The sequence below is a fragment of the Streptomyces flaveolus genome, from assembly GCF_044765825.1.
In the GTDB taxonomy this organism is placed as follows: domain Bacteria; phylum Actinomycetota; class Actinomycetes; order Streptomycetales; family Streptomycetaceae; genus Streptomyces; species Streptomyces flaveolus.
This window is the reverse complement of the sequence record NZ_JBIWKU010000007.1, coordinates 130,714-151,417: the sequence shown is the minus strand read 5'-3', so window position 1 is coordinate 151,417 and position 20,704 is coordinate 130,714. Positions and strand designations below refer to the sequence as shown.

At 71.8% G+C, this 20,704-nt stretch carries 18 protein-coding genes; 6 read left to right on the top strand and 12 right to left on the bottom strand.

The window, feature by feature from the left end; genetic code table 11:
* Positions 1-2 precede the first annotated feature (2 nt).
* On the bottom strand, positions 3-761 hold the full coding sequence (locus ACIRG6_RS22335; protein ID WP_318217573.1) for a LytR/AlgR family response regulator transcription factor: 759 nt from the start codon (positions 759-761) through the stop codon (positions 3-5).
* A 102-nt stretch (positions 762-863) separates the two neighbouring features.
* Between ACIRG6_RS22335 and ACIRG6_RS22330 the strand changes: the two genes are divergently transcribed.
* The 3 genes from ACIRG6_RS22330 to rocD all read left to right on the top strand — a co-directional run bounded on the left by ACIRG6_RS22330 (position 864) and on the right by rocD (position 3,550).
* Complete coding sequence (locus tag ACIRG6_RS22330; protein WP_189231215.1) at positions 864-1,367, top strand: Lrp/AsnC family transcriptional regulator; 504 nt, start codon at positions 864-866, stop codon at positions 1,365-1,367.
* A 126-nt stretch (positions 1,368-1,493) separates the two neighbouring features.
* The gene (ddaH, locus tag ACIRG6_RS22325; protein WP_403324204.1) at positions 1,494-2,333 is read left to right on the top strand and encodes a dimethylargininase; all 840 of its coding nucleotides are present in this window, start codon (positions 1,494-1,496) and stop codon (positions 2,331-2,333) included.
* Positions 2,330-3,550 carry an ornithine--oxo-acid transaminase gene (rocD, locus tag ACIRG6_RS22320; protein ID WP_364819128.1) on the top strand — a complete coding sequence of 407 codons (1,221 nt, stop codon included), beginning with the start codon at positions 2,330-2,332 and terminating at the stop codon, positions 3,548-3,550. Before ddaH ends, rocD begins: the two co-directional genes overlap by 4 nt.
* Before the next feature lie 9 nt (positions 3,551-3,559).
* Here the strand turns inward: rocD and ACIRG6_RS22315 are convergent, their stop codons facing one another.
* Positions 3,560-4,015 carry an RpiB/LacA/LacB family sugar-phosphate isomerase gene (locus ACIRG6_RS22315; protein ID WP_364682215.1) on the bottom strand — a complete coding sequence of 152 codons (456 nt, stop codon included), beginning with the start codon at positions 4,013-4,015 and terminating at the stop codon, positions 3,560-3,562.
* A 141-nt stretch (positions 4,016-4,156) separates the two neighbouring features.
* Here ACIRG6_RS22315 and proP point away from each other — a divergent pair, with 141 nt between their 5' ends.
* Positions 4,157-5,671 (top strand): glycine betaine/L-proline transporter ProP, encoded by a 1,515-nt coding sequence (gene proP / locus ACIRG6_RS22310; RefSeq protein WP_350718200.1) that lies wholly within the window; start codon positions 4,157-4,159, stop codon positions 5,669-5,671.
* A 69-nt stretch (positions 5,672-5,740) separates the two neighbouring features.
* Here proP and ACIRG6_RS22305 read toward each other — a convergent pair whose 3' ends face one another.
* From ACIRG6_RS22305 to ACIRG6_RS22280, 6 genes are all read right to left on the bottom strand, one after another.
* Positions 5,741-7,861, bottom strand: a complete 2,121-nt coding sequence (locus ACIRG6_RS22305; RefSeq protein ID WP_364682213.1) for a PQQ-dependent sugar dehydrogenase — start codon at positions 7,859-7,861, stop codon at positions 5,741-5,743.
* 384 nt (positions 7,862-8,245) lie between these two features.
* Complete coding sequence (locus tag ACIRG6_RS22300; RefSeq protein ID WP_364682211.1) at positions 8,246-9,463, bottom strand: Gfo/Idh/MocA family protein; 1,218 nt, start codon at positions 9,461-9,463, stop codon at positions 8,246-8,248.
* Positions 9,464-9,533: 70 nt separating this feature from the next.
* The gene (locus tag ACIRG6_RS22295) at positions 9,534-10,580 is read right to left on the bottom strand and encodes a substrate-binding domain-containing protein (protein WP_364682209.1); all 1,047 of its coding nucleotides are present in this window, start codon (positions 10,578-10,580) and stop codon (positions 9,534-9,536) included.
* Between the two features lie 100 nt (positions 10,581-10,680).
* Positions 10,681-11,715, bottom strand: a complete 1,035-nt coding sequence (locus ACIRG6_RS22290) for an ABC transporter permease (protein WP_350718208.1) — start codon at positions 11,713-11,715, stop codon at positions 10,681-10,683.
* On the bottom strand, positions 11,712-13,235 hold the full coding sequence (locus tag ACIRG6_RS22285; RefSeq protein WP_351136775.1) for a sugar ABC transporter ATP-binding protein: 1,524 nt from the start codon (positions 13,233-13,235) through the stop codon (positions 11,712-11,714). The genes ACIRG6_RS22290 and ACIRG6_RS22285 overlap by 4 nt, the downstream gene beginning before the upstream one ends.
* Positions 13,236-13,388: 153 nt before the next feature.
* Entirely contained in the window at positions 13,389-14,570 is a 1,182-nt protein-coding gene (locus tag ACIRG6_RS22280; protein WP_364682204.1) for an ROK family protein, read from the bottom strand.
* A gap of 241 nt (positions 14,571-14,811) precedes the next feature.
* Between ACIRG6_RS22280 and ACIRG6_RS22275 the strand changes: the two genes are divergently transcribed.
* Both ACIRG6_RS22275 and ACIRG6_RS22270 read left to right on the top strand, forming a co-directional pair.
* A complete protein-coding gene (locus tag ACIRG6_RS22275; protein ID WP_239770339.1) occupies positions 14,812-15,534 on the top strand; it encodes a lysophospholipid acyltransferase family protein in 723 nt (240 codons plus the stop codon).
* A 67-nt stretch (positions 15,535-15,601) separates the two neighbouring features.
* Positions 15,602-16,636 carry an NAD-dependent epimerase/dehydratase family protein gene (locus tag ACIRG6_RS22270; protein WP_364682202.1) on the top strand — a complete coding sequence of 345 codons (1,035 nt, stop codon included), beginning with the start codon at positions 15,602-15,604 and terminating at the stop codon, positions 16,634-16,636.
* A 70-nt stretch (positions 16,637-16,706) separates the two neighbouring features.
* Here ACIRG6_RS22270 and ACIRG6_RS22265 read toward each other — a convergent pair whose 3' ends face one another.
* From ACIRG6_RS22265 to ACIRG6_RS22250, 4 genes are all read right to left on the bottom strand, one after another.
* Positions 16,707-18,338, bottom strand: a complete 1,632-nt coding sequence (locus ACIRG6_RS22265) for an alpha/beta hydrolase (RefSeq protein WP_403324200.1) — start codon at positions 18,336-18,338, stop codon at positions 16,707-16,709.
* Positions 18,339-18,450: 112 nt separating this feature from the next.
* Complete coding sequence (locus tag ACIRG6_RS22260) at positions 18,451-19,212, bottom strand: urease accessory protein UreD (protein ID WP_239770281.1); 762 nt, start codon at positions 19,210-19,212, stop codon at positions 18,451-18,453.
* Positions 19,209-19,886 (bottom strand): urease accessory protein UreG, encoded by a 678-nt coding sequence (gene ureG / locus ACIRG6_RS22255; RefSeq protein WP_239770280.1) that lies wholly within the window; start codon positions 19,884-19,886, stop codon positions 19,209-19,211. The genes ACIRG6_RS22260 and ureG overlap by 4 nt, the downstream gene beginning before the upstream one ends.
* Before the next feature lie 138 nt (positions 19,887-20,024).
* Positions 20,025-20,699: an urease accessory protein UreF gene (locus ACIRG6_RS22250; protein WP_318217585.1), complete on the bottom strand. Its 675-nt coding sequence runs from the start codon at positions 20,697-20,699 to the stop codon at positions 20,025-20,027.
* Between the last annotated feature and the right edge of the window lie 5 nt (positions 20,700-20,704).

The window sequence follows — 20,704 nt, the reverse complement described above, 5'->3', positions numbered from 1 at the left end:
GCTCACGGCCTCCGCATGAGCAGGTCCCGCAGTTCGCGGGCGTGGCGCCGGCTGACCTGGAGTTCCTCGGCACCGACCAGGACGCTGACGGTGCCGGCGTCCAGGCGGAGTTCGCCGATGTGGCGCAGGGCGACCAGGTGGCGGCGGTGGATGCGGACGAAGCCGCGGGCGCGCCAGCGCTCCTCCAGGGTGGACAGGGGGATGCGGACGAGGTGGCTGCCCTTGTCGGTGTGCAGGCGGGCGTAGTCGCCCTGGGCCTCGACGTGTGTGATGTCGTCGACGGCCACGAAACGGGTGACGCCGCCGAGTTCGACGGGGATGTGGCCGGGGTCCGGTTCGTGCACGGGTATGCGGGGGGCGGCGGTGGCGGTGCCGCGCTGTTCGACGACGCGGCGGACCGCCTCGGCCAGCCGTTCCGTGCGGACGGGTTTGAGGACGTAGTCGACGGCCTTGAGGTCGAAGGCCTGGACGGCGAAGTCCTCGTGCGCGGTGACGAACACGACCAGCGGCGGCCGGGCGAAGCCGGTGAGCAGCCGGGCGAGGTCCAGCCCGTCGAGGCCGGGCATCTGGATGTCGAGGAAGACGACGTCGATGGCCTCCGGGCCGTGCGGGCCGGACTCCAGGGCCCGGTTGATGCGGCGCAGCGCCTCGGTGGCGTCACCGGCGCCCTCCACGCTGCCGATCCGTGGGTCGGCGTTGAGCAGGTAGAGCAGTTCCTCCAGCGAGGGGCGTTCGTCGTCGACGGCGAGGGCGCGCAGCATGAACGTGGAGTGTAGGTGGAATCGGGACGCCTGGACATGTGCCCGGCGTGCGGGTTCCCGCCGGGCCGGGGCGGCCGGGCGCCGGCTGGCTACAGTGCGGGCATGAACAGCAGGCCCTCGCCCTTCGACGAGCTCGACCGGAAGATCGTCACCGCCCTGATGGCGAACGCCAGGACGTCGTTCGCGGAGATCGGCACCGGGATCGGGCTCTCCGCGACGGCGGTCAAGCGCCGGGTGGACCGGCTGCGCGAGACCGGCGTGATCACCGGGTTCACGGCGACGGTGCGGCCGTCCGCGCTGGGCTGGCGCACCGAGGCGTACGTGGAGGTGTACTGCGAGGGGGCGGCGCCGCCGAGGCGGCTGGCGGAGGTCGTGCGGGGCTATCCGGAGATCACGGCGGCGATGACGGTGACCGGCGGGGCGGACGCGCTGCTGCATGTGCGGGCGCGGGACGTGGAGCACTTCGAGGAGGTGCTGGAGCGGATCCGGGCGGAGCCGTTCATCCGGAAGACGATCAGTGTGATGGTGCTGTCGCACCTGCTGCCGGACAGCCCGGAGGCCGGAGCGAACCATCCGGCGCCGGAGGGCGCAGCAGACGTGCGCTGACCTGGCCAAGGACGCAGCGATCGTGCGCCGACACGCAGCTCTCGTCGCTTGTCGTCCGTCCGGATCGCTTCCTACCGTGGTGTCATCCCGCAGTCACCATCAGTTAGGAAGCGGAGGCACCCCTCTGTGTCCGACTCCCGTGTGCCGCGCCGGCGGCGCTTCCTCGTCTGCGAACCCAGACACTTCGCCGTGCAGTACGCGATCAACCCGTGGATGTGTTCCGGGGAGCCCGTCCACACGGGCCGTGCGCTGACCCAGTGGCGCGCGCTGATCGACACCTACCGCCTCCACGGGCACACCGTGGACACCGTCACGCCGGTCCCCGGACTGCCCGACATGGTGTTCGCCGCCAACGCGGCCCTCGTCGTGGCGGGCCGGGTCTTCGGCTCGCTGTTCCACGCGCCGGAACGCCGCCCCGAGTCCGTCCCCTACGAGACGTGGTTCAAGGGCGCCGGCTTCGACGTGCACCTTCCCGAGGCGGTCTGCGAGGGCGAGGGCGACCTCGTGCCGGTGGGCCGCTGGATCCTGGCCGGCACCGGTTTCCGCACCACGCCCGAGGCGCACCGCGAGGTGCAGGAGTACTTCGGGCGGCCGGTGGTGTCGCTGACACTGGTGGACCCGTACTTCTACCATCTGGACACGGCCCTGTTCGTGCTCGACGACGGTCACGACGGGGGCGACGGCAACATCGTCTACTACCCCGGGGCCTTCTCGCCCGGCAGCCGGGAGGTGCTGGAGCGGCTCTACCCGGACGCCGTGCTCGCCACCCGTGAGGACGCCATGGCGTTCGGGCTCAATTCCGTGTCCGACGGGCGGCACGTCTTCCTCTCGCCCGGGGCACCGGAACTCGCCGACCGGCTCGCGGGCCTCGGTTACGTCCCCGTCCCCGTCGACCTGTCCGAGTTCCACAAGGCGGGTGGCGGCATCAAGTGCTGCACCCAGGAGATCCGGGAGATCCGCTCATGACCGCACCCGCCCGTAGCCGTGGCTCGGAGGAGCTCATCCGCGCGGAGGAGCCCGTCCTCGCCCACAACTACCATCCGCTGCCCGTGGTCGTGGCCCGCGCCGAGGGCGCCTGGGTCGAGGACGTGGAGGGCCGCCGCTATCTGGACATGCTGGCCGGCTACTCGGCGCTCAACTTCGGTCATCGCCACCCGGCCCTGATCGAGGCCGCGCACCGCCAGCTGGACCGGCTGACGCTGACCTCGCGGGCCTTCCACAACGACCGGCTCGCGGGGTTCGCCGAGCGGCTGGCCGCGCTGACCGGCACGGACATGGTGCTGCCGATGAACACCGGCGCGGAGGCGGTGGAGAGCGGCATCAAGGTGGCCCGCAAGTGGGCGTACGACGTGAAGGGCGTCCCGGCGGACCGGGCGACGATCGTGGTCGCCGCGGACAACTTCCACGGCCGTACGACGACGATCGTGAGCTTCTCGACGGACGAGACGGCCCGCTCGGGCTTCGGTCCTTTCACCCCCGGCTTCCGGATCGTGCCGTACAACGACCTGGCGGCCCTGGAGGCGGCGGTCGACGAGACGACGGCGGCCGTGCTGATCGAGCCGATCCAGGGCGAGGCCGGTGTCAACATCCCGGACGACGGCTATCTGGCGGGGGTGCGGGAGCTGACCCGGCGGGCGGGCTGCCTGTTCGTCGCGGACGAGATCCAGTCGGGCCTGGGCCGTACCGGGCACACCCTGGCCGTTGAGCACGAGTCGGTCGTCCCGGACGTGGTGCTGCTGGGCAAGGCGCTGGGCGGCGGCATCGTGCCGGTGTCGGCGGTGGTCGGCCGCCGCGAGGTGCTCGGTGTGCTGCACCCGGGTGAGCACGGTTCGACCTTCGGCGGCAACCCGCTGGCCGCCGCGGTCGGCACGGCGGTGGTGGAGCTGCTGGAGACCGGCGAGTTCCAGCGCCGGGCGGCCGTGCTGGGCGCGGTGCTGCGCGAGGGCCTGGAGGCGCTGGTCGGCAAGGGCGTCGTCGGTTTCCGGGCGCGGGGGCTGTGGGCGGGCGTCGACGTGGACCCGGCGCTCGGCACCGGCCGCGAGGTCAGTGAGCGGCTGATGCGCGAGGGCATCCTCGTCAAGGACACCCACGGCTCCACGATCCGCCTGGCGCCACCGCTGACGGTGACCGGCGAGGAGCTGCGGGGTGCGCTCGGGACGCTGGAGAAGGTCCTGACCTCCTGAGCGTCCGCGTCAGGGAGCGGCTCGGCCCCGGTCGAGCCGCTCGACGTGGGTGACATTGCCGCGGTCCTCGGCGTCCTCGCTGGGTCCGGCCGCGAACCAGGCGTCGAGGATCTCCCGCAGCACCGGCGGGGAGGTGAGCCGCAGGCTGAGGGCGAGCACGTTGGCGTCGTTCCAGCGGCGTGCCCCGTCGGCCGTGTACGCGTCGGTGCACAGGGCCGCCCGTACGCCGGGGACCTTGTTCGCCGCGATCGAGGCGCCCGTGCCGGTCCAGCAGCACACCACCGCCTGGTCGGCCGTGCCGGCGGCGACGTCCCGTGCCGCCCGCTCCGAGCAGACCGCCCACTGGGGGTCCTCCCCGGGGCGCAGCGCACCGTGCGTCAGCACTTCGTGACCGCGTCCGCGCAGCTCCTCCACGAGGAGGCCGGCCACGGGTTCGTCCATGTCGGAGGAGACGGAGATCCGCATGTGCGAAGGGTACTCAGTGCGGCCGCTCACCTCATCGGCGCAGCCACATGACCGACGTCACGCCCATAACCAGCATGATCGGGGGAACGGTACGACCCGAGAAACGTACGACCGAGCAGTGCTCCACCGGAGTGTCTGCGCGTGGAAAGGGAGGCCGTCACGTCCCCCAACGAGAACGGCCCAGAGCCCGACGCCGCGGCGATCCGCCGCCATCCGGCGCTGTTCCGGGCCATCAGACGTCGGCAGAACCCCAGGCTCCGGCGGTCGGACATCACCGTCACGGACGAGGCCGCGGTCAAACGGGCCGTGAAGGCGGCCTCGCTGGGCAACGCCATGGAGTGGTTCGACTTCGGCATCTACGCCTACCTGGCCGGCACCATCGGCCGCGTGTTCTTCCCGTCCGGGAGCGACACCGCGCAGTTGCTGTCCTCGTTCGCCACCTTCGCCGTGGCGTTCCTGGTGCGCCCGCTCGGCGGCATGGTCTTCGGCCCGATGGGTGACAAGATCGGCCGCAAGAAGGTGCTCGCGCTGACGATGATCCTCATGGCGATCGGCACCGCCGCCATCGGGCTCATCCCCAGCTACGACGCGATCGGCTTCTGGTCCCCGCTCCTGCTGATCCTCTTCCGCCTGCTGCAGGGCTTCTCCACCGGCGGCGAGTACGGCGGCGCGTCCACCTTCATCGCCGAGTACGCGCCCGACAAGCGGCGCGGCTTCTTCGGCAGCTTCCTGGAGCTGGGCACCCTCGCCGGGTACACCGGCGCCGCCGGTCTCGTCACCGCGCTCACCGCGTGGCTCGGCAGCGACACCATGGACGCCTGGGGCTGGCGCATCCCCTTCCTGCTGGCCGCTCCCCTCGGCATCGTCGGTATCTATCTGCGGCTGAAGCTGGACGACACGCCCGCGTTCCTCAAGCTGGAGGACTCCCACGTCCACGTCTCCGAGGCGGCGAACGCGGTGGAGACCACCGCCCGGGGCGACCTCGCCAAGATCTTCCGCACGCACTGGCGCGCGCTGCTGCTGTGCATCGCCCTGGTCGGCGCGTACAACATCACGGACTACATGCTGCTCTCGTACATGCCGACGTATCTGTCGGACGAGCTGGACTACAGCGAGAGCCACGGTCTGCTGATCCTGGTGGTCACGATGGTGCTGCTGATGCTGATCATCAACCAGGTGGGCCGGCTCTCCGACCGCTTCGGCCGCAAGCCCGTGCTGATGACCGGCATGGTCGGGTTCTTCGTCCTGTCCGCCCCGGCCTTCGTGCTGGTGCGCGACGGCAGTCTGCTCGCCGTCTCGGGCGGCATGCTGCTGCTCGGCCTGTCCCTGGTCTGTCTGCTCGGCACGATGTCCGCGGCGCTCCCGGCGATGTTCCCCACCAACGTCCGGTACGGGTCCCTCTCGGTCGGCTACAACCTGTCGACGTCGCTGTTCGGCGGCACCACACCGCTGGTCATCACCGCGCTGATCAGCGTCACCGGCTCCGACATGATGCCCGCCTACTACTCGATGGCCGCGGCCCTGGTCGGTGTCGTGGCGGTGGCCTGCATGAAGGAGACGGCCCAGCAGCCGCTCGCCGGGTCCCCGCCCTCGGTGCAGACCCAGGAGGAGGCGGCTGAGCTGGTGGAGGCGCAGGCGCCGACGCCGAAGTTCTGAGCGACCGCAGAGCTGGACGGGGCGCCACCCGCAGGGGTGGCGCCCCGTTCTGCGTGGCTCCGCCGCCGGTCAGCCGGCCGGCGTCAGCGCGACCTCGGCGCTGCCCGAGAGGGCCGGAAGCCCGTCCGGGGGAGTGTCCGTGTAGGAGGCGTTGAAGACCGCCTTCAGGTTGTCCGCACCGGCGTGACCGCCGTCCACGAACGTCTCGAACGATCCGGAGCAGCCGGTGCTCGAGGAGAGCGGGTGGCCGTGCGTGTCGTGGCCCAGGATGAACGAGACGCTCACCTTCGAGCAGTCCACCGGCTGGTCGTCGGTGACGGTGACCTTCCAGGTGACCGTGTCACCCCAGTGGAACGGCGTGCCCCCGTGCGGGGCGGGGTCGGTCGTGAGGGACACGACCGGCGCCTTGTTGCCGACGACGACCGGGACCGAGGCGGCGGCCGAGCGGCCGGTGCTGTCGGTGACCTTCAGCGTGGCGTCGAAGACGGCGTTCTCGGTGAACGTGTGCGTCGGGTTGGCCTCCGTGGAGTCCACGGTGCCGTCGGCGTCGAAGTCCCAGGCGTAGCTGAGGGCGTCACCGTCGGCGTCCTTGGTGCCGGCGCTGGAGAACCGGACCGTCAGCGGGCTGGTCCCGTTGACCACGTCCGCGGCGGCCTTGGGCTCCGGGGTGCGGTTGCCCCGCGTGAAGTCGATGCGGGACAGCTGGGCCTCGGGCAGCTCCGCGAAGTACCCGGTGCCGTACTCGAGGACGTACAGCGCGCCGTCGGGGCCGAACTCGGCGTCGATCGGGCCGTCCGTCGTGATCGAGGGAAGCGCGTTCTCGATCTTCTCGACCTGATTCCTCTTGCCGACGGTGAGGGCGAGCATCTGGTCACGCGTCCACTCGTAGAAGAGCGGCTTGCCGTCGAAGTACGCGGGCCAGCGGTTCTCGGCCGTGTTCCGCTTGTCGTAGCGGTACGCCGGGCCGCCCATGGGGGCGATGCCGCCCGTGCCGAGCTCCGGGAACTCCTCGGAGGCCCCGTAGCCGTAGACGATCTCCGCGTCCGTGACCGGCGGCAGCTCCGTGCGGCCGGTGTTGCTGCGTGAGTCGTTGACCGGCTTGGCGCAGTCGAACGCGCCGCTCGACTTCTTGGTGGCGAAGTCGTAGTCCTGGTACGGCATGTCCTGGGTCACGCAGAACGGCCAGCCGTAGTTGGCGGGACGGTCGATGACCATCCAGCGGCCGTGGCCGGCGGGGCCGCGGTCGGGCTTCGCCGTGTTGGCGTCGGGAGAGTAGTCGCCGACGTAGACCTCGCCGGACTTGTCGTCCACCGCGAACCGGAACGGGTTGCGCAGCCCCATCGCGTAGATCTCGGGACGGGTCTTCGGCGTGCCGGGCCTGAAGAGGTTGCCGCCCGGGATCGTGTATCCGCCGTCCTTCTTGACCTTGATGCGCAGGACCTTGCCGCGCAGGTCGTTGGTGTTGCCCGCGGTGCGCCGCGCGTCGTAGACCGGGTTGCGGTCGGGACGGTCGTCGAGCGGGGCGTAGCCGTCCGAGGCGAACGGGTTGGAGTCGTCGCCGGTCGACAGGAACAGGTTGCCCTTGCCGTCGAAGTCGATCTTGCCGCCGACGTGGCAGCAGATGCCGCGGTCGGCCGGGACGTCGAGGATCTTCTGCTCGGAGGCGAAGTTCAGCTTGTTGCCCTCGAGCTTGAACCGCGACAGCCGCGTGACGCCCTTGTACTTGGCGAAGTCCGCGGCGGTGCCGTACTCGGGCGCGTCGCCCTCGTTCACGCCCGGCGTGGCCGGGTCGTCCATGGGGGTGTTCAGGCGGGGCGAGTAGTAGAGGTAGACCCACTTGTTCTTGCTGAAGTCGGGGTCGATCGCGATGCCCTGCACGCCCTCTTCGTCGTGCTGGTAGAGACCGGCGGGGCTCTTCTTCATGTCCGCGGCGAGGAAGTTCACCCCGCTCTTCGGGTCGTTGATCCGCACCTCGCCCGTCCGCGCGGTGTGCAGCACCCGTCGGTCGGGCAGGACGGCGAGGGCCATGGGCTCGCCCGGACGGTCGTTGAGGGTGACCTTCTGGAAGGCCGACGCGGCCGGCGGTGCCGGGTCCGACGGGGCGGCTTGGACCGTGGGGACGGTCAGGAGCCCGGCGGTCCCGGCCAGTACCGCTGCCCCCATCAGGGTGACGATCCGTCTGTTGCGCACTCGGAACTCCTTTGAGCTGGTCGGCGGCCACTGAGAGCCCGGTGGGCTGGTGCCCCGGCTGGCCGCTGCAGGTGAAACAGGTGAAAACCCGTGCGGAGTGAGTCGGTTGGACGCTAGAGCGCTCACTTTCCACTCGTCAAGGACAAAGACTGAACTTTCTCGGGGAAAGGCTGCTGGGGTTCCGACAGGATCAAGTCGGGCAGACTGTCCCGTACTTCGCGGGTTTCCGGGCACGCCTTGGGCCCGCCCGGCGCCGAGACGCCGGGCGGGTGACGCGGGGGACGCTCCCTTCCGCGGTGGTCGGAGACGGCGGGCGGGGGTACGGGGCCGGCCTCCCCGCCCACCGTCGGCTCAGGGGCGGACACTCCTGCGGCCCGCGGCAGTTCAGCTCCCGGCTTCGGCCCGGACCGCCTCGACAGGGGTGTAGACGGCGTTCTTCTGCGCGCTCTCCTCCACCGCGGCCAGCACCCGCTGCACCTGGAGTCCGTCGGCGAAGGACGGCGTCGGGTCGGAGCCGGACGCGATGGCCTCGACCAGGTCGCGGGCCTGGTGGGTGAAGGTGTGCTCGTAGCCGAGCGTATGGCCCGGCGGCCACCAGCCCTCCAGGTACGGGTGCTCGGCCTCGGTGACGAGAATCCTGCGGAACCCCGCCGTGGCGGCGGGCTCCCGGTGGTCGTGGAAGGACAGCTCGTTGAGCCGCTCCAGGTCGAAGGCGAGCGAACCCAGCTCCCCGTTGACCTCCAGCCGCAGGGCGTTCTTGCGCCCCGACGCCATCCGGCTCGCCTCGAACGTGGCGAGCGCCCCCGAGGAGAGCCGGCCGGTGAAGACGGCCGCGTCGTCCACCGTGACCGCCCCGCGCCGGACGCCGCCGGCAGCCGCCCGGCCGGCGGACGCCGCGTCGAGGCGGGGGCGTTCCTTGACGAAGGTCTCCATCTGGGCGGAGACCCCGACCAGCTGCTCCCCCGCCAGGTACTGGGCGAGGTCGACGATGTGCGCGCCGAGGTCGCCGAGCGCCCCCGAACCGGCGTGCTCGCGCTCCAGCCGCCACGTCAGCGGGAAGTCGGGGTCGACCAGCCAGTCCTGGAGGTAGGTGACCCGTACGTGGCGCAGCGTGCCGAGCCTGCCGTCGGCGATGAGCCGGCGCGCGAGGGTGAGGGCGGGGACGCGCCGGTAGTTGAAGCCCACCATGGCCACCTGCCCGCGTGCCCGGGCCGCTTCGGCGGCCCTGACCATGGCCTCCGCCTCGGCGACCGAGTTGGCCAGGGGTTTCTCGCACAGCACGTGCTTGCCGGCGTCCAGTGCCGCGATCGCGATCTCCGCATGGCTGTCGCCCGGTGTGCAGATGTCGACGAGCTGCACGTCGTCGCGGGCCAGGAGGGCGCGCCAGTCGGTCTCCGCCGCGGCCCAGCCGTGCTTGTCGGCCGCCGCCCGCACGGCGTGCGCGTCGCGGCCCGCGATCGCGGCGAGGACCGGCCGCAGCGGCAGGTCGAACGCGCGCCCGGCGGTGCGCCACCCCTGTGAGTGCGCGGCGCCCATGAACGCGTAGCCGACCATGCCCACGCCGAGTGGCGGCGGTGCGGTCCGGCCGTCCCTGTGTTCCATACGGATTCCTCCTCGTCGGAGTGTCACTGACTCATCGGTGCGCTCGTGGGGCACGGCCGCCCCGGACCGGTCACATGAACCCGGTCGGCAGGTACTGGTCGACGTTGTCCTGGGTGACCACGGCCGAGTACAGGGTCAGCGACGACGGGATCTCGAACTCGGCCATGCCGCCGACGCCCTTGCCCTGGCCGAGCGCGCGGGCGAGGTCGATGGCGGACGCGGCCATCGTCGGCGGGTACAGGACGGTCGCCTTGAGGACGGAGTTGCCGGCCTTGATGGCCTCCATCGCGGACTTGGCGCCCGCTCCGCCGACCATCAGGAAGTCGTCCCGGCCGGCCTGCTCGATGGCGCGCAGCGCACCCACGCCCTGGTCGTCGTCGTGGTTCCACAGCGCGTCGAACTGCGACTGGGCCTGGAGGAGTTGTGCCGTCTTCGCCTGGCCCGACTCGACCGTGAAGTCGGCCGCCTGGCGCGCCACCTTCCGGATGTTGGGGTAGTTCTTCAGAGCGTCGTCGAAGCCCTTGGTGCGCTGCTGGGTCAGCTCCAGGTTGTCCAGCCCGGCGAGTTCGACGACCTTGGCGTCCGGCTTGTCCTTGAGCTGTTCGCCGATGTAGTGGCCGGCGTTCAGGCCCATGCCGTAGTTGTCGCCGCCGATCCAGCAGCGGTAGGCCTGCTGGGAGGCGAAGACGCGGTCCAGGTTGATGACGGGGATGCCCGCCTTCATGGCCTGCAGGCCGACCTGGGTGAGCGCCTTGCCGTCGGCCGGCAGGATCACCAGGACGTCGACCTTCTTGTTGATCAGGGTCTGGACCTGGCCGATCTGTGCGGCCGTGTCGTTGGACCCCTCGGTGATCTCCAGGGTGACGTCCGCGTACTTCTCCGCACGCGACTTGGCGTTCTGGTTGATGGCGTTGAGCCAGCCGTGGTCGGCCTGGGGACCCGCGTAGCCGATGGTGACGGCCTTGCCCGGCTTGTCGTCCGCGACCGGGGCGTTGTTCGTGTCCTGCTGCTGGTTCTTGGGCTCGTTGCTGGTACAGGCCGTCAGCAGCGCGCCGGCCGAGACGGCAGCGGTGCCGAACAGCAGCCCTCTGCGGCTGGTGGCGGGGATTCTCGACATGTCGGACCGACCCTTCGATGGTGCGATGTGCGAAAGAGGAGGGAGGCGGTTGCCGGACGGCGGGGTCAGGTCCCGCCGTCCGGCGGTGTGCGGCGCGGCGTCAGGCGTCGCCGCCGCGCATCGAGCGGCGCTGGACCAGGACGGCGGCGACGATGATGGCGCCCTTCGCGATCTGCTGGACAGCGGTCTCGAGGTTGTTCAGGGCGAAGATGTTGGTGATCGTGGTGAAGACCAGGACACCGAGGACGGATCCGACGATGGTGCCGCGGCCGCCGCTGAGCAGGCTGCCGCCGATGATCGCCGCGGCGATGGCGTCCAGCTCGTAGAGGTTGCCGTTGGTGTTCTGTCCCGAGCCGGCCAGCACGATCAGCATGAACGCGGCGATACCGCAGCACAGGCCGGACAGCAGGTACAGGTACAGGCGCTGGCGGCGGACGTCGATGCCGGCGAGCCGCGCCGCTTCCGCGTTGCCGCCGACCGCGACGGTGCGGCGGCCGAACGTGGTGCGGTTGAGCAGCAGCCAGCCGATGACGGTGACCGCGGCGAACACCAGGACCAGGGGCGGGATGCCGAGGACGTAGGCGTCCCGGACACCGAGGTCGAGCACCGACTCGACGGTCACGACCTGGGTGCTGCCGTCGGTGATCTGCAGGGCCAGGCCACGGGCGGAGGCGAGCATGGCGAGGGTCGCGATGAACGGCACCATCCTGCCGTAGGCGATCAGCAGGCCGTTCACGAGACCGCAGCCCACACCGACGATCACGGCGGTGAAGAGGATGCCCGCGAAGCCGAACTCCTGCGTGGCGACGGTCGTCGCCCACACCGAGGCGAGCGCCACGATCGCGCCGACCGACAGGTCGATCCCGCCGCTGGTGATGACGAACGTCATGCCGACGGTGACGACACCGATCACGGACGCCTGGGTGAGCACGAGCTGCAGATTGCTCGTGGCCAGGAACTCGTCCGGCGCGGTGATCCCGCCGACCACGACGAGTACGGCGAGGACACCGAGCAACGACAGACTGCGCACGTCCCACCGGAGACCGAGCGGCCGGTGCGAACCGCCCTTGCCGGTGGCGGGTTCGGTGACGGACGTGGGCGGGTCCTGCTGTGCCGTAGAGGCCGGCTGCGTCATGGCGTCGGGCTCCCTTCCATTACGAGGTCGAGTACACGGTGCTCGTCGAGCTCCCGGGCGTCCGCGGTGTGCACGACGCTGCCTTCGCGGAGCACCAGCACCCGGTCGGCGAGGCCCAGGACTTCGGGCACCTCACTGGAGACGAGAAGTACGGCCAGGCCCTCGTCGGCCAGCCGGCGGATCACTGCGTAGAGCTCCGCCCGGGCGCCGATGTCGACACCCCGGGTCGGCTCGTCCAGCAGCAGCACCTTGCATCCGCGCAGCAGCCAGCGTGCGAGCACCGCCTTCTGCTGGTTGCCGCCGGACAGCGTCCTGATCGCGGCGTCGGGATTGTCGGGCCGCAGGGACAGCTCCCGGACCGCCTGATGCGTGGCGGCACGCTCGGCACGCCGGTCGAGCCAGCCGGCCCGGGCGAACCGGGGGAGGGTGGAGACCGAGACGTTGCTGCTGACGGACTCCAGCATCAACAGGCCCTGCGCCTTGCGTTCCTCGGGCGCGAGGCCGATGCCGGCGCGGACGGCGGCGCGGACACTGCCGGGGCGCAGCGGGGTGCCGTCGACGAGGACGCGACCCGAGTCGGCCTTGCGGGCTCCGTAGATCGTCTCCAGGATCTCGCTGCGACCGGACCCGACGAGTCCGGCCAGGCCGACGATCTCGCCGGGCCGCAGCTCCAGATCGACGGGTGCGAACTCGCCCCGCCGGGTCAGCCCTTCGACCGTCAGCACCGGCTGCCTCCCGGCGGCGAACCCGGCCCGGGCGCGCTCGGGGAAGACGTACGGGACGTTCCGCCCGGTCATCAGGGACACGACCTCGTGGGTCGGTGTCGATTCCGCGGGCAGGCCGCCGGCCACGGCCCGGCCGTCCTTGAGGACCGTGACCCGGTCGCCGATGCGCCGGATCTCCTCCAGACGGTGGGAGATGTAGACGACGGCGACGCCGTCGGCCGTCAGATCGCCCACGATCCGGAAGAGGTTGTCGACCTCGTCGGGGTCCAGTGCCGCCGACGGCTCGTCCATCACGATCAGCCGCACGTCGTGGGAGAGCGCGCGGGCCATGGAGACGATCTGCTGCTGCGCCGCGGACAGGTCGCCGACGAGCCGGGCCGGATCGATCTCCGGGTGCCCGAGCCGTTTCAGCAGGTCCGCGGTCGCCGTGCGGGCGGCGGAGCCGCGTACGACGAACCCGGCGGCCGTGGGTTCGTGCCCGAGGAAGACGTTCTCCGCGACGGACAGCCCCTCGATCAGGTCGAGTTCCTGGTAGATGGTGGCGATGCCCAGGCGCATGGCGGCGATCGGCGATCCGAGCGTCACGGGCTCGCCGCGCCAGGTGATCTCACCGCCGTCGGGCTGGTGGGCTCCGGCGAGCACTTTGATCAGAGTGGACTTGCCTGCGCCGTTCTGGCCGAGGAGGCAGTGGACCTCGCCGGCCTGGACGTCGAGGTCCACACCGTCCAGGGCGCGGACGCCCGGGAACGACTTGGTGATGCCGGACATGGTGAGCAAGGGTGGTTGTGGTGCCATGAGGATCCCCTCGGCGGATGTGGGCCGTGAGCGGGCAGGGCAGGGTGTTCGGGTACGTGGGCGGCTCTGCGGAGCCCCTGGCGTCCTGGGTGCCGGGGCGTACGGGTGGAGCGGTGCTCGGCGCTGCGGGCCGCGGTGCCGGGCCCGGCGGCGTCAGGCCGGTGAGAAGACGTGGTCGCTGATGAGCCGGGCGGCGCCGACGGTGCCGGCGAGCGGTCCCAACTCGCCCAGCACGATGGGCAGTCTGCCCGTGGCGAGCGGCAGCGACTGCCGGTACACCTGGGTCCGGACACTGGCCAGCAGGGTGTGCCCGAGCCCGGTCACACCACCGCCGAGCACCACCAGCGCCGGATTGAAGAAGCTGACAAGCCCGGCGATGACCTGGCCCAGGCGCCTGCCGCCCTCTCGGATCAGCTCCAGCGCCACCGTGTCGCCCGCCGCCGCGGCAGCCGACACGTCCAGTGCCGTCAGACGCCCTGCGCTCTCGAGCCGGGCGGCGAGCTGCGCCGACCGGCCCGTGCGCGCGGCCTCCTCCGCGTCACCGGCCAGGGCGACACCGCTGAAGTGCGCCTCCAGGCAGCCCCGGTTGCCGCACGAACACGCACGGCCTCCCGGTTCCACCTGGATGTGGCCGATGTCGCCGGCACTGCCCGTCGTCCCCCGGTAGACGCCGCCACCGGCCACGATCCCGCAGCCGATGCCGGTGCCGATCTTGATGCACAGGAAGTCGCCCACGGATCGCGCCACGCCCGCGTGCTGCTCCCCCACCGCCATCAGGTTCACGTCGTTGTCGACCATGACCGGACAGCCGAGTTCCTGGCTGAGCGCCTCCCGCACCGGGAAACCGCCCCAGCCCGGCATGATCGGCGGTGCGACCGGCACGCCCTCGGGGAAGCGGACCGGTCCCGGGACGCCGATCCCGGCGCCGTCGAAGCCCTCCGCGAGCCCCGAGGCCCGCAGCTTGGCGGCCATCGACAGCACCTGCTCGAAGACCGCCACCGGCCCCTCCCGGACGTCCATCGGATGGTTCAGATGGCCCAGGACCTCCAACTCCGCGTTGGTCACGGCGACATCGATCGACGTGGCACCGATGTCGACACCGAGGAACCGCAGGGCCGGCGCGAGCCGGACGCTGGGCGAACGCCGCCCCCCTCGTGAGGGGGCGAGTCCGTCCGCGGCGACGAGACCCGTCTCCAGCAGCCGGCCCACCTCGACGGCCAGCCTCGAACGGGACAGGTCCACCAGGTCGCCCAGCCGGGCGCGGGAGGCGGGGCCGCCGTCACGCAGTGACCGGAGAAGCAGTGCCTGATGCGCGTTCTCAGGCCGAGCGGTCATCCGTCTCACGAACCCCTCCCCTCCCTCGCCTGCGGCTGGGCGCCGGGCGCCTGTCCCCCGCGGGGGCCGGCTCGCCGGGCTTTCGGGGAGGAACGTAGCAGCGTTTTACCGGGCACGGAAGAACTTACGCAGGACCTGAGCAAACTTTTTCCACACACAGGACAAAGCCGGTTGGCGCTGGTGATGACCCGTCAGGTGACTCAGCATGGGAGCAGCATCAATCCGGGTGAGAGGGCGAACCATGTTCTACTACGTGCTCAAGTACGTACTGCTCGGCCCGCTGCTGAGGCTGGTCTTCCGCCCCCGGATCGAGGGCCTGGACCATGTGCCGGACTCGGGCGCGGCCATCGTCGCCGGGAACCATCTGTCGTTCTCCGACCATTTCCTGATGCCCGCCGTGCTGCGGCGCCGCATCACCTTCCTCGCCAAGGCCGAGTACTTCACCGGTCCCGGCCTCAAGGGCCGGCTGACCGCGTTCTTCTTCCGCAGCGCGGGACAGATCCCGGTGGACCGCTCCGGCAAGGAGGCGGGGCAGGCCGCGATCCGCGAAGGGCTCGGCGTGCTGGGCCGGGGTGAGCTGCTCGGCATCTACCCGGAGGGCACGCGCTCGCACGACGGCCGGCTGTACAAGGGCAAGGTCGGCGTCGCGGTGATGGCGCTCAGGGCCGGGGTGCCGGTCGTGCCGTGCGCGATGATCGGCACCTTCGAGGCGCAGCCGCCCGGCCGGAAGATCCCGAAGGTGCACCCCGTGGTGATCCGTTTCGGCCGGCCGCTGGACTTCTCCCGCTACGCGGGCATGGAGGGGGAGAAGGCCGTACTGCGCGCCGTGACCGACGAGATCATGTACGCGATCCTGTCGCTGTCCGAGCAGGAGTACGTCGACCGGTACGCGGCCGACGTCAAGGCCGAGGAGGCCGAGAGGGCGGCGAAGGGCCGGCGGTTCCCCCGGCTGCCGCATCGCTAGGCACTCGGTGTCTGCCCTCGGCAGAAGGACGTGGCCCGGCGGGAGGGTGTGCGCCTACGGTCCCCCTATGACACGAGCTGTGGTGATCGGAGCGACGGGACAGATCGGACGGGCGGCCGTGGGGTCGCTGGCCCGCGACGGCTGGGAGGTGACGGCCGTCTCGCGCGGCGGCGGCCGCGACGCGGACTGGCCCGGGGACGTACGGGTGGTGCGCGCGGACCGGGAGGACGACGGGGCGCTGTCCGCGGCTGTCGGCGACGGCTGTGACGTCCTGGTGGACATGGTGGCCTACGGCGCCGAACACGCCCGGCAGCTGGTCTCGCTCGCCGAGCGCGTCGGCTCGGCGGTGGTGATCTCCAGCGTGTCGGTCTACGAGGACGCGAAGGGCCGGAACTTCGACACGCAGGACGAGCCCGACGGGTTCCCCGAGTACCCGGTGCCGCTCACCGAGGAGCAGCGCACGGTCCGGCCGGGCGACACGTCGTACAGCACCCGCAAGGCGGCCCTGGAGAACGAACTCCTCGCCGCCGGGGACCGGTTGCCGGTCACGCTGCTGCGCGCGGGAGCGATCCACGGGCCGCACTGCCGGACCCCGCGCGAACTGTACTTCGTCAAGCGCAACCTGGACGGCAGGCGGCGGCGCGTGCTCGCGTACGGCGGTGCGAGCCGTTTCCATCCGGCGAGCGTGCACAACATCGCCGAGCTGATCCGGCTGGCCGCCCCGCGGCCGGGAACGCGCGTGCTCAACGCCGTCGATCCCGACGCGCCGACGGTTTCGGAGATCGCGGCGGCGATCGACGCGGTGATGGGTGTGCGGGCCGAGGACGTCCTGGTGGACGGTCCGCCGCCGGTGGAGGGTCTGGGCGACACTCCGTGGTCCGTGCCCGCGCCGGTCGTGTGCGACATGACGGCGGCTCAGCGACAGCTGGGCTACCGCCCGGTGGCCCGGTACGCCGAGACCCTGCCGGACACGGTGGCCTGGCTCGAGGAGCGTCTCGCCGGGCGGGACTGGCGGGAGGCCTTCCCGAAGATGGCGCAGAACTACGGCGAGCTCTTCGACTACGCGGCGGAGGACGCCTGGCTGGCGGCCCGGCCGGTCTGACGATGCCGGCGGACGACAGGAAGAGGGGGCGGCCGGTTACCGGCCGCCCCCTCGGTTCTCCCTGCGGTGATTACGGCTTGGGCGTGGCGTGCGGGGCGCAGGTCACGTCCCGGGCGTCCAGCTTGCCGGTGAGCAGGTAGGCGTCCACCCGGTCGTTGATGCACGGGTTGACCAGGCCGGTGACGCCGTGGGAGCCGGCGTCCCGCTCGGTGATCAGGCGGGAGCCCTTGAACCGCTGGTGCAGTTCGACGGCGCCCTCGTACGGGGTGGCCGCGTCACGCTCGGACTGGACGATCAGCACGGGCGGGAGCCCCTTGCCGGTCTTCACGTTCAGCGGGGTCTGCTGCTTGACCGGCCAGGTGGCGCACGGCAGGTTCATCCACGCGTTGGCCCAGGTCATGAACGGGTGGTCGCGGTGCAGCCGGGTGTTGTCCCGGTCCCAGGTGCGCCAGTCGGTGGGCCACTTGGCGTCCGCGCACTCGACCGCCGTGTACACGGCGTTGCCGTTCTCCGAGGACGCGTTGCCCACGGTGTCGGACAGGTCCGGCGCGGCGGCGTCGACGAGGGCCTGGGTGTCACCGGCGACGTACTTGCTGAAGACCGCCGCCGTGGGGGCCCACGCCGAGTCGTAGTACGGAGCGCTCTGGAAGAAGGAGATCAGCTCGGCCGGGCCGACGACGCCACCGAGAGGCGCCTTCTCCGCGGTGGCGCGCAGCTTGAGCCACTGCTCCTGGACCTCGGCGCGGGTGTCCCCGAGGTGGTAGGTCGCGTCGTTCTTCGCGACCCAGTCCTGCCAGTCCTTCCAGCGGCCTTCGAAGGCGACGTCCTGGTCCAGGTTGGCCTCGTACCAGATCTTGTCGCGGGACGGGTTGACGACGCTGTCGACGACCATCCGGCGCACGTGGTCCGGGAAGAGGGTGCCGTAGACCGCGCCCAGGTAGGTGCCGTAGGAGACGCCGAGGTAGTTGAGCTTCTTCTCGCCGAGGGCGGCGCGGATGACGTCCAGGTCGCGCGCGGTGTTCGGCGTGGTCATGTGCGGCAGCATGGCGCCGCTGCGCTCGAAGCAGCCCTCGGCGTACTCGGCGGCGAGCTTGCGCTGGGCGCGCTTGTCGGCCTCGGAGCGCGGCACCGGGTCCGGCTTGGGGGCCTTGACGAACTTCTGCGGGTCGACGCAGGAGATGGCCGCGGACCGGCCGACGCCGCGCGGGTCGAAGCCCACGAAGTCGTAGGCCTTGGCGGTGTTGGCCCACACCGCGCTCTTGTTGGTGACGCGGGCCGGGAAGCGCAGGCCGGAACCGCCGGGGCCGCCCGGGTTGTAGATCAGCGCGCCCTGGCGCTCGGACGCCGTACCGGTGTTGCCGATGCGGTCGACGGCGAGCTTGATCTGCTTGCCGTACGGCTTGGCGTAGTCGACCGGGACGGTGACGTAGCCGCACTGGATCGGCTTCGGCAGGTTCCAGTCGGCGGGGCAGTCCTGCCAGTCGATGCCGGCCTGCGCCGCGCGGGCCGCGGCGATGGCGGCGCCGCGCGCTTCGCGGTCCCCGCCCTGCCCGTGCCCCCGGCCGGCGGCCGGACTGGCACTGGCCACCGGCGCGGTGACGGCGCCGGCTATCAGCGTGGCGGTGACGAGTGCTCCGGCCGAGCCGAACGCCGCGGCTCTCCGGTGCAGCCTGGTCTTCCTCAAGTGGCCCTCCCCGTACATGATGTCGACAAGTACGGGGATCCTCGCGGCTGTGCGTTCCCTGGGAACAGGGGTGGCACCACTTCTTTGCCAATCCGATAAACGGAGAGGCGTGTCCGAGGGGCGGATCAGCTCAGTCCAGGGAGGCCAGCGCCTCGTCCAGCAGCCGCCGCAACCGCAGCGCGTCCGGCGCCACCGCGGTCACCAGTACGGCCGGTCCGGCGAGCGGCATGACGGCCGCGCCCTCCCCGGCCATGCGGGCGGCCGGCGGCCGGGTCGCGAACGACGGCCGGACGACGACGGCTTGGCCGACGGCCCGGTGACCGGCCAGCCCGGCGGGGCCGTCCCAGCCTCCCGGGGCGCCGGGGCCGCAGGACAGTTCCTGGTCGAGGACGGTGCGGCCCGCGATCCGTACGGCAAGACGGCTGGTGAGCCGCCCCGGTTCCTCACCGGACCGCCCGAGCACCTGTTCCTCCCGCAGCACGAGCCGGGCCGTGGGCGCGAGGTCGGCGTGTGTGGTCACGTGCAGGTCACTGCCGTTCGCGGAGATCAACTGTTCGGGCAGCCAGTGCAGTTCGGCGTCGTCGGCGACGCCGAGCCGGACGTCGTAGCGGGCCCCCGCCTTGTCCTGGCCCGGCAGTGCGAGGGTGGCGGCGGCGGAGCCGACCCGCAGCCGGGCGCCCTGCACCGCCTCGGCGGTCACCGTGAAGTGGTCGCCGCCGAGCGGCCCGCTCATCGCGCCGACCAGCAGCACCCGGGCCTCGGCGCCGCTCCCCCGGGTCCGCCGGACCGCGAGCGGTCCCTCGCCCTCCAGTACGGGCAGGCTGGTGCCGCCGCGTCCGTCGCCGCGGGCGAGGATCCGCGCCCTCGCCCGGACGCCGCCGGGCGCCGTCATGCCGTCCACGCGGCGAGCCGGGCGCGCACCCAGTCGGCGACCTCCCCCACGCCTGCCTCGCTCCTGAGCGACTGGAGGACGACCGGCAGTTCGCCGCGCTGCGCCTTGGCGTCGGCGGCCATTCGCGCGAGGTCGGAGCCGACGTACGGGGCGAGGTCGGTCTTGTTGACGATGAGCAGGTCGGCGGTGGAGACACCGGGGCCGCCCTTGCGCGGGATGTCGTCACCGCCCGCCACGTCGATCACGAAGATCTGGGCGTCGACGAGTCCCCGGGAGAAGGTGGCGGTGAGGTTGTCGCCGCCGGACTCCACGAGGACCAGGTCGAGCGGTCCGACCTCCTCCTCCAGGTCCTCGACGGCCTCGAGGTTGGCGGAGATGTCGTCCCGGATCGCGGTGTGCGGGCAGGCGCCGGTCTCGACGGCGCTGATCCGCTCCGGCGGCAGCACGGCCTCGCGGAGCAGGAACTCGGCGTCCTCGCGCGTGTAGATGTCGTTGGTGACGACGGCGAGGGACAGTTCCTCGCGCAGGGCGCGGCAGAGCGCGGCGACGGTCGCGGTCTTGCCGGACCCGACGGGCCCGCCGAGCCCGATACGCAGCGCGCGGCGGCTCCCGTCGGGCCGTCGGGCATCGGCGGACACGGCGGCGGGCCCGTCGTGGTGGTGGTCGAGGTGCATGGGTGACTCCTGAAAACTGGGGGTCGGCTCTCAGCCCGTCCGGCGTTCGAGGACCAGGCCGTTCAGGCCGAAAGGGGATCCAGGGGGCGGAGCCCCCTGGAGTCGGGAAAGGGAAGGGGCGGCGGGGGCGAGAACCCGCTAGGAGGCGAACAACCGCACAGCCCAGGCGGCATGCGCCTGCGCCCCGATCTCGAGCAACGGCGCGGACCGCGCCGGCAGCACGTCCACCCCCTCGCTCACGGCCCGTCGGGCCGCCTCCACGGCGTCCTGGGCCACGCGGTCCACGTCGGGCGCCAGCCGCGCGAGGACGGCGGTGGCGTCGAACGGGTCGAGGCCGAGCAGCCGCACGACCGCGGTCGCCGGTCCGCTCACCCCCTCGTAGGCGGAGCAGTACGCCGCGTCCAGGGCTTCGAGCCCGGCCGCTCGGGCGGCGAGCCCGAGGACGACGGGCTGATGGGCGCCCTTGGGGAAGCGCCCGGCCAGCGCCTCCAGTCCGGGGTCCGGCCAGGTGGCGCGGGCGGCCCGCATGAGCTGCCGGCCGAGTCTGCGTGCCACCGCCCGCAGCGCGGGTGACGGCGTGCGGGCGTCCGCGGCCCGGTCGAGTTCCTCGGGGTCGACGCCGAGGGCCGCGGCTGCCGCGAGGGACGCCGTCACGGCTCCGCTCGTGTGCAGCCGCCCTCGGCAGAAGTCCTCCAGGCTCGCGGCGTCGGTGATGCGCCCGGCCTTGACGGCGGCCTCCGCCCCGCCGGAGTGGGCGTGCCCTCCGGCGGGGAATCGGCCGTCCGACAGGACGAGCAGTGCTGCGCGGCTCATGACGG

Coding starts and splice junctions, on each gene's coding strand:
- ACIRG6_RS22290 (WP_350718208.1), bottom strand. CDS start 11,715: ATGACGCAGCCGGCCTCTACGGCACAGCAGGACCCGCCCACGTCCGTC.
- ACIRG6_RS22315 (WP_364682215.1), bottom strand. CDS start 4,015: ATGCGGATCTCCGTCTCCTCCGACATGGACGAACCCGTGGCCGGCCTC.
- ACIRG6_RS22260 (WP_239770281.1), bottom strand. CDS start 19,212: ATGACGGCGCCCGGCGGCGTCCGGGCGAGGGCGCGGATCCTCGCCCGC.
- ACIRG6_RS22330 (WP_189231215.1), top strand. CDS start 864: ATGAACAGCAGGCCCTCGCCCTTCGACGAGCTCGACCGGAAGATCGTC.
- rocD (WP_364819128.1), top strand. CDS start 2,330: ATGACCGCACCCGCCCGTAGCCGTGGCTCGGAGGAGCTCATCCGCGCG.
- ACIRG6_RS22275 (WP_239770339.1), top strand. CDS start 14,812: ATGTTCTACTACGTGCTCAAGTACGTACTGCTCGGCCCGCTGCTGAGG.
- ACIRG6_RS22335 (WP_318217573.1), bottom strand. CDS start 761: ATGCTGCGCGCCCTCGCCGTCGACGACGAACGCCCCTCGCTGGAGGAA.
- ACIRG6_RS22300 (WP_364682211.1), bottom strand. CDS start 9,463: ATGGAACACAGGGACGGCCGGACCGCACCGCCGCCACTCGGCGTGGGC.
- ACIRG6_RS22270 (WP_364682202.1), top strand. CDS start 15,602: ATGACACGAGCTGTGGTGATCGGAGCGACGGGACAGATCGGACGGGCG.
- ACIRG6_RS22265 (WP_403324200.1), bottom strand. CDS start 18,338: ATGTACGGGGAGGGCCACTTGAGGAAGACCAGGCTGCACCGGAGAGCC.
- ACIRG6_RS22285 (WP_351136775.1), bottom strand. CDS start 13,235: ATGGCACCACAACCACCCTTGCTCACCATGTCCGGCATCACCAAGTCG.
- ACIRG6_RS22295 (WP_364682209.1), bottom strand. CDS start 10,580: ATGTCGAGAATCCCCGCCACCAGCCGCAGAGGGCTGCTGTTCGGCACC.
- ACIRG6_RS22280 (WP_364682204.1), bottom strand. CDS start 14,570: ATGACCGCTCGGCCTGAGAACGCGCATCAGGCACTGCTTCTCCGGTCA.
- ACIRG6_RS22250 (WP_318217585.1), bottom strand. CDS start 20,699: ATGAGCCGCGCAGCACTGCTCGTCCTGTCGGACGGCCGATTCCCCGCC.
- ureG (WP_239770280.1), bottom strand. CDS start 19,886: ATGCACCTCGACCACCACCACGACGGGCCCGCCGCCGTGTCCGCCGAT.